The organism is Dietzia sp. B19 (assembly GCF_014145155.1).
In the GTDB taxonomy this organism is placed as follows: Bacteria; Actinomycetota; Actinomycetes; order Mycobacteriales; family Mycobacteriaceae; genus Dietzia; species Dietzia natronolimnaea.
On record NZ_JAALED010000320.1, the window covers coordinates 1 to 6,892 of the forward strand.

Genomic DNA, 6,892 nt, shown 5'->3' on the forward strand with positions numbered 1-6,892 from the left:
GTGATGTCCGGCTGGGTGTGATGTCCAGGGAGGTCGCCGCCTGCGCATCGACAGACCGGAGTCCGGCACGGGATGATCGACCCATGGGTAACGCAACGAGACCGTCACCGTCGGCCGGGCCGGGGTTCACCACGATCCGGTCGGACCCGTCATGAGCGCCCTCACGGTGCTCGCCCTCGCGGTGGGATTCGTCCTCCTCATCGGCGGCGGCGAAGTGCTGGTGCGAGGCGCCGGCGGTCTGGCCGCGACCCTCGGAATCTCCCCGCTGGTGGTGGGACTCACCGTCGTCGCCTTCGCGACCTCCGCGCCGGAGTTCGCGGTGAGCGTCGACGCCGCGCTGAGCGGGTACCCGGGGTTGGCCGTCGGCAACGTGGTGGGCAGCAACATCGCGAACATCCTGCTCATCCTGGGCCTCACAGCGATCGTCGCCCCGCTGGTGGCGACGTCCCGGATCGTGCGCGTCGACATCCCCATCATGGTGCTGTTCTCGGTGGTCGCGCTGCTGGTGGCACTCGACGGCACGATCAGCTTCCTCGACGGTCTGCTCTTGTTCGCCGGCCTCGTGGCGTATGTGGTGGCGACGATCGTCATCTCGCGCAAGCAGGATGGAGGCCGGGCCGCCGCGGCATCGGAGGACCCGGTCGGTGACGGCGCCGGTGGTGGCGCCGCACGTGATGCCGCCGCGGGCGATGACGCCGCAGGTGATGCCGCCGCGGGTGATGACCCCGCAGGTGGCGCCAGCGCCGGCGAGACGCGGTCGTCCGGCGTCGCGTCGTCACACCCGGTTCTGGTCAGCAGCGCCTTCGTGATCGTCGGAGTGGCCCTGCTGGTGGTCGGCGCGCGACTACTCGTCGCGGCGGCGAGTGATCTCGCATCGGCATGGGGAATGAGTGACCTGGTCATCGGTCTCACGGTGGTGGCGGTCGGGACGTCGCTGCCGGAGCTCGCCACGAGCGTGGTGGCGGCGATCCGCGGCGAACGGGACCTGGCCATCGGCAACATCGTCGGTAGCAACATGTTCAACATCGGTGCCGTTCTCGGGATGACCTCGCTCATCACGCCCATCGACGTCGCCCCCGGGGCCGTCCGCTTCGACCTGCCGATCATGCTCGCCGTCTCGCTGGCCCTGCTCCCGATCGCCTTCACCGGTATGGCGATCAAGCGGTGGGAGGGACTGCTCTTCACCGGCTTCTACGCCGCGTACGTCGTCTATGTGGTGCTGCAGGCGGCCGACCACGACGCGTTGGATCCGTTCAGCGCCGCCATGCTCTGGTTCGTCATCCCCATCACCGCGTTGTGGCTGATCGGGCTGGCCACCTACGAACTCGGTCTGTTGCGGGGACGCAGACAGGCGCGGGCGCGACCGGTCCCCGCCCACGACGGCGCAACGGATACGGGGACCGGTGGCCCAGGGTGACCCCCCGTAGCGCGGCCGGGGACGACGGTCCTCGACGCGAGGTCCGTGCGCCCGCCGTGGTCGCCCGTCCCGATCAGACCTCCCGCACCATCGCTCGGCCCGCCTTCATCCCGGAGAAGATGCAGCCGCCGAGGAACGTGCCCTCCAGCGAGTTGTACCCGTGGACCCCCCCGCCGCCGAACCCGGCGACCTCGCCCGCCGCGTACAGGCCCGGGAAGGGCTGACCATCGGGGGTCAGGCACTGCGAGTCGAGCGTCGTCTCGACTCCACCGAGAGTCTTCCGGGTCATGAGGTGCACCTTGACCGCGATGAGCGGCCCGCCGGATCCGGCGGCGGAGCCCTTGCCCGGGCCGGAGTCGGCGAGCAGCCGGTGTGGTTTGGCCATGCGGGTGAGCTTGTCGGTCAGGACCCGCCGGGCGTTGTGGATGGCCTGCACCTGCGCATCCTTGGCGAACGGATTGTCCATCTGCCCGTCCATGGCCAGTACGAACTCGCGGACGCGTTCGAGGTCCAGCGCCGGCTCGCCCTCACGCAGCAGCGTGTTCATGCCGGCGACCATCTCTTCCAGCGTGTCCGCGACCACCCAGTCGACGCCCTTCTCGGCGAAGTCGGCGATCGACGGCGGCAGTCCCTTCCCCGCCTTGGACGCGAACTTCTTCACGCTCTTGTCGGTGAGCTCCGGGTTCTGTTCGGAACCGGAGAGGATGAACTCCTTGCCGGCGATGGCGGAGTCGAGGATGAACCAGGAGTAGTCCTGACCGGTGCGGCGGATGGCCTCGATGGATGCCGTGGTGTGGAATCCGGGGAACAGCGGCACCGGCATCCGGTCACCATTCGCGTCCAGCCAGAGCGTGGACGGCCCCGGGATGATCCGGATGGCGTGTGCGGGCCAGACGGGCGCGAAATTGGCCACGCCCTCGGTGTAGTGCCACATCCGGTCCCGGTTGATGAGGTTCGCCCCGGCCGCCCCGGAGATTTCCAACATCCGCCCGTCGACGTGCTCGGGCACGCCCACGATCAGGTGCTCGGGCGCCGCACCCAGTGTGTCGGTGGGCCAGTACTGCCGGACCAGGTCGGGATTGCCGCCGATGCCTCCGGAGGCGATCAACACGGCGCTCGCCCGGAACTCGAACGTGCCCGTCTCCTCGCGGGGCGAGGCGACACCACGGTCGAGGTCGCACGGTACGAGGGTCGCCCCCCGCACCCCTGCTGCGCGGCCGTCGTCGATCACGATCTCGTCCACCCGGTGGCGAACGGCGAAGCGCACCAGGCCGGCGCGGGCGGCGTCGCGGACGGGTTCCTCGAAGACCCGCACCACCTCGGGCCCGGTCCCCCAGGTCACGTGGAATCGCGGAACGGAGTTGCCGTGGCCGTCCACGTCGCCACCGCCCCGCTCGGCCCAGCCCACGGTGGGGATGATTCGCAGGCCCAGGTCGTGCAGATACCGCCGCTTCTCCCCCGCCGCGAACTCGACGTACGCGCGCGCCCACTCGCGCGGCCAGTGGTCCTCGGGTCGGTCGAACCCGGCGGAACCCAACCAGTCACGCCACGCGAGTTCCAGCGAGTCCTTGATGCCGATCCGGCGTTGTTCGGGGGTGTCCACCAGGAACAATCCGCCGAGAGACCAGAACGCCTGCCCGCCCAGGTTCTTCTCGTTCTCCTGGTCCACGACCAGTACCTTCTTGCCGGCGCGGGTGGCCTCGTGGGTGGCGACGAGCCCTGCGAGCCCGTGCCCCACCACGATCAGATCGGGTACGAACCCGGGCTCCGGGGCGGGCAGCGGCCCGGCGTTGGCGGCCCGGGACACCGACGGCGGTTGGTAGGCCGGATATGTGGGGTGAACGGGCCGGGCATCACCGGCGGTGCGGGCAGAACGGGACGCGGAATTGGTCATGGGTTCAGTGTGCCCGGTCACTCCAAGAGGTGGCGCAGGTACCGCTCCGGAGCATCGAGATAGCGCCGATGTTGGTCCACCATCGTCAGGTCCTGCCACCGGCTGCGCTGCATCCCCTCGTCGGACAGCTCGTAGACCGCTGCACCCGGTACCGAGGCCAGGATCGGTGAGTGGGTGGCCATGAGCACCTGCGCGCCGCGACGATCGGCCAGCTCGAGCAGCAGCGCGACCAGCCTGAGCTGGGCATCGAAAGACAGCCCCGCCTCGGGCTCGTCCAACACGAACAACCCGCCGCCCGAGAACCGTGAGGTGGAGACGAGGTCCCAGAACGCCTCCCCGTGGCTGCGCGAGTGGAAATCCTGCTCGGGCCCGGACGACTGCAGGTAGCTGAACATGCCGTGCATCGTCTCGGCGCGCACGAAGTAGCCCCACTTCGACGCGGCGCCGCCGCGGACCAGCCGCAGGGCGTCGTGCAGCGGCGACTCCGACTCCCACGTGACGTCCCGGCCGTTGACCGAGCCTCCCTCGGCACCCAGCCCGTACGCCATGGCCACAGCTTCGACGAGCGTGGACTTGCCCGCACCGTTCTCCCCCACCAGGATCGTCAGGTCCTCGAGTTCGAGCCCTCCGCGCATCAGGTCGGCCACCGCGGGGATCGAGTACGGCCACACATCCTGATCCGCGACCGCGTCCGGATCGACCGTCACCCGCACGAGCGGCCGCGGGTCCAGCACACCGTGTCGGTTCACGCGGCCACGGTACCGTGGCCGTCATGCGGATCCACCAGATCAACTGCGGGACGCTCCTCGGTCTGGTCCCGTGCCGGGTGCTGCTGGTCGAGGCCCCGGACCACCTCGTGCTGGTCGACACCGGTCTCGGCCTCCGCGACGTCGCCGATCCGTCCGGCCGTCTGGGTCCGATGCGACACGCGCTGCGCGCACGCCTGGACCCGGCGGAAACCGCTCACCGGCGCATCGAGGCGATGGGTCTCGACCCTCGCGACGTGCGACACATCGTGATCACCCACCTGGACGCCGACCACATCGGCGGACTCGCCGACTTCCCCGGGGCGCAGGTGCACGTGTCCGCCGAGGCGCTCACGTGGGCGGTGCGCACCCCCCGCTGGGTCGAACGCCGCAGGTACCGCCGCGCGCAGTGGGCGCACGGCCCCGACTTCGCCGAATACGTCTACGGGACCGATAGGTGGGAGGGGTTCCGGGTGCGCCCCCTCGACCACGTGGCCGAGGGGATGGTGTTGGTGGACCTTCCCGGTCACACCGTCGGGCACGCCGGTGTCCTGGTCCCGGGCGGCGGGGGCGGAGAGTCCGACGACGACAACGACATCCTGCACGCCGGCGACGCCTTCTACTCGCGTGGCCAGATCGGCCCGGCGGCCGCGAACGCCAGGCTCATCGGGATCCCGGAGCGCCTCATGGCGTTGCAACCGGCGGCGGTCGAGCTGACCCACGCCCGCCTCGCGGCGTTGGCCGCGCGCCGACGGGACGACCTGTCCGTGGTGTGCGCGCATGATCCCTCCGGGCCGGGGGGCATCGGCACATGAGGATCCGGGAGACCGCCTGGACGCCCGCAGAGCGCACCGACCCGGACCCGGATCTTCCCGAGCGGGCGCAGGCGCTGGCCGAGCTGATGCGGGGACGCCGGGCGACTGTCCTGACCGGTGCGGGGATCTCCACCCCCTCCGGCATCCCCGACTACCGGGGCCCCGACTCCCCCGCCCGCACCCCGATGACGTTCCAGCAGTTCGTGGGCGATCCCGCGTTCCGCCGCCACTATTGGGCCCGCAACCACCTGGGGTGGCGCCACATGGAGTCGGCTCGGCCCAACGCCGCGCATCTGCTGCTGGCCGACTGGGAGCACCGCGGCCTCGTCGCCGGGATCATCACCCAGAACGTGGACCTGCTGCATCTCAAGGCCGGTAGCCGCACCATCGTGGACCTGCACGGCAGCTATGCGGTGGTGGTCTGCCTGGGATGCGGGACGCGGCAGAGCAGATGGGCGTTGCACGAGGACCTGGAACTCCTCAACCCCGGGTTCGCCGAGCGGGTGACCACGCGCGGGGCCATCGAGGTCGCACCGGACGCCGACGCCGTCCTGGACGACACCGCCGGGTTCCGGATGGTGGACTGCCGCCGCTGCTCCGGGGTGCTCAAGCCCGACATCGTCTACTTCGGCGAGAACGTCCCCGCGCATCGCGTGCACGCGGCCAACGCCCTGGTGGACGAGTCAGACCTCGTCGTCGTCGTCGGCTCCTCCCTGACGGTGAGGTCGGGCTACCGGTTCGTGAGGCGCGCCGCCACCACCGACACCCCGGTGGCCGTGGTCAACCGTGGCCACACCCGGGCGCACGCCGACGCTCTGCTCGCGGTGGACGGTGACTGCGTCGAAGTGCTCACCCGCGTGGAGCGCGCGCTGTGACCGGGCGGCGCGCTGCCATTACGTGATCGGCGTGCGTGATCGGGCTGGTCATCGGCATGCGTGATCCGGCCGGGTGACGGCATGCCCGAACGGGCTGCGTGATCCACGGGAACGGCGCAGGCGCAAAATGAGGGCATGAGCACAGATCTGACACCCGATGCCGTACTGGACCGACTCCTCTCGGGCAACCGCCGCTACGTTGACGGCGCCGGGCTCCACAGGCACCAGGACCCCGCCCGCCGCGCCGAGCTCGCCGGCGAGCAGCACCCCTTCGGCATGGTCTTCGGCTGCGCCGACTCGCGGGTGCCCGCCGAGGTGGTCTTCGACCAGGGACTGGGCGACCTGTTCGTCATCCGCAACGCCGGCCACATCGTGGACCCGTCCGTCCTGGGCTCGATCGAGTTCGGCGTGGACGTGCTCGGCATCCCTCTCACGTTGGTGCTCGGGCACACCTCGTGCGGCGCCGTCGGCGCGACGATCACCGCGATCGATACGCACTCCACCCCGTCCGGCTACCTGCGCGACGTGGTGGAGCGGATCTCCCCGGCCGTGTTCGAGGCCCGTCGCGACCCCTCCGCGGGGTACGACGACGTGGTGATCGAGAACGTGCGTCAGACCGTCACCGCGATCCGGGAGAAGTCCACGGCCGTCAACCGTGCGATCACGGAGGGCCGGACCGCGATCGTGGGCGCCCTCTACAACCTCGCCGAGGGCACGGTCACCCCGGTCCACACCGAGGGCCGGGTCACTCTCTAGGACCGCGTCCCGGCCGCTGCGCGGGGGCGCGCCGGGAACGTCAGGGACCCGACTCGTCGACGACGTCGGGGGCCCGAGTCGTCTACAGGGCCACCAGGTCATCGGCGTGCACGAGCGGCCGCCCCTGACCGGTGGTACCCACGCCCGAGGCGCGGTCGGCCAACCTCGAGCGCACCTCGATCGAGTCGTATTGCGCGATCCCACGGGCGACGGTCGCGCCGGCCTGGTCACGCATCTCGATCACGTCGCCGAAGTGGAACAGCCCGTCGACGCCGGTCACCCCCGCCAGGAGCAGCGACCGCCGGGAGCCGGTGACGGCACGCACCGCGCCGTCGTCCAGGATCACCGCACCCCGCGCGTCGGCGGCGTGGCGGACCCAGAACCGCCGC

At 70.7% G+C, this 6,892-nt stretch carries 7 protein-coding genes; 4 read left to right on the forward strand and 3 right to left on the reverse strand.

Annotation, left to right across the window (positions count from 1 at the left end):
- Window positions 1-151: 151 nt before the first annotated feature.
- Window positions 152-1,417, forward strand: a complete 1,266-nt coding sequence (locus tag G6020_RS09690) for a calcium/sodium antiporter (protein ID WP_182610474.1) — start codon at window positions 152-154, stop codon at window positions 1,415-1,417.
- 73 nt (window positions 1,418-1,490) lie between these two features.
- Here G6020_RS09690 and G6020_RS09695 read toward each other — a convergent pair whose 3' ends face one another.
- Window positions 1,491-3,311, reverse strand: coding sequence for an FAD-binding dehydrogenase (locus G6020_RS09695; protein ID WP_182610475.1), 1,821 nt, complete (start codon window positions 3,309-3,311; stop codon window positions 1,491-1,493).
- 17 nt (window positions 3,312-3,328) lie between these two features.
- Window positions 3,329-4,060 carry an AAA family ATPase gene (locus G6020_RS09700; RefSeq protein WP_304815314.1) on the reverse strand — a complete coding sequence of 244 codons (732 nt, stop codon included), beginning with the start codon at window positions 4,058-4,060 and terminating at the stop codon, window positions 3,329-3,331.
- A 23-nt stretch (window positions 4,061-4,083) separates the two neighbouring features.
- Here G6020_RS09700 and G6020_RS09705 point away from each other — a divergent pair, with 23 nt between their 5' ends.
- The 3 genes from G6020_RS09705 (at window position 4,084) to G6020_RS09715 (ending at window position 6,503) form a co-directional block, all read left to right on the forward strand.
- Complete coding sequence (locus tag G6020_RS09705) at window positions 4,084-4,872, forward strand: MBL fold metallo-hydrolase (protein WP_179524938.1); 789 nt, start codon at window positions 4,084-4,086, stop codon at window positions 4,870-4,872.
- Complete coding sequence (locus tag G6020_RS09710; protein ID WP_179524937.1) at window positions 4,869-5,747, forward strand: Sir2 family NAD-dependent protein deacetylase; 879 nt, start codon at window positions 4,869-4,871, stop codon at window positions 5,745-5,747. The genes G6020_RS09705 and G6020_RS09710 overlap by 4 nt, the downstream gene beginning before the upstream one ends.
- A 135-nt stretch (window positions 5,748-5,882) precedes the next feature.
- Entirely contained in the window at window positions 5,883-6,503 is a 621-nt protein-coding gene (locus tag G6020_RS09715; protein WP_182610476.1) for a carbonic anhydrase, read from the forward strand.
- 82 nt (window positions 6,504-6,585) lie between these two features.
- Here the strand turns inward: G6020_RS09715 and G6020_RS09720 are convergent.
- Window positions 6,586-6,892 (reverse strand): PUA domain-containing protein (locus G6020_RS09720; RefSeq protein WP_347238347.1); only part of this gene is annotated, 307 nt, incomplete at its 5' end.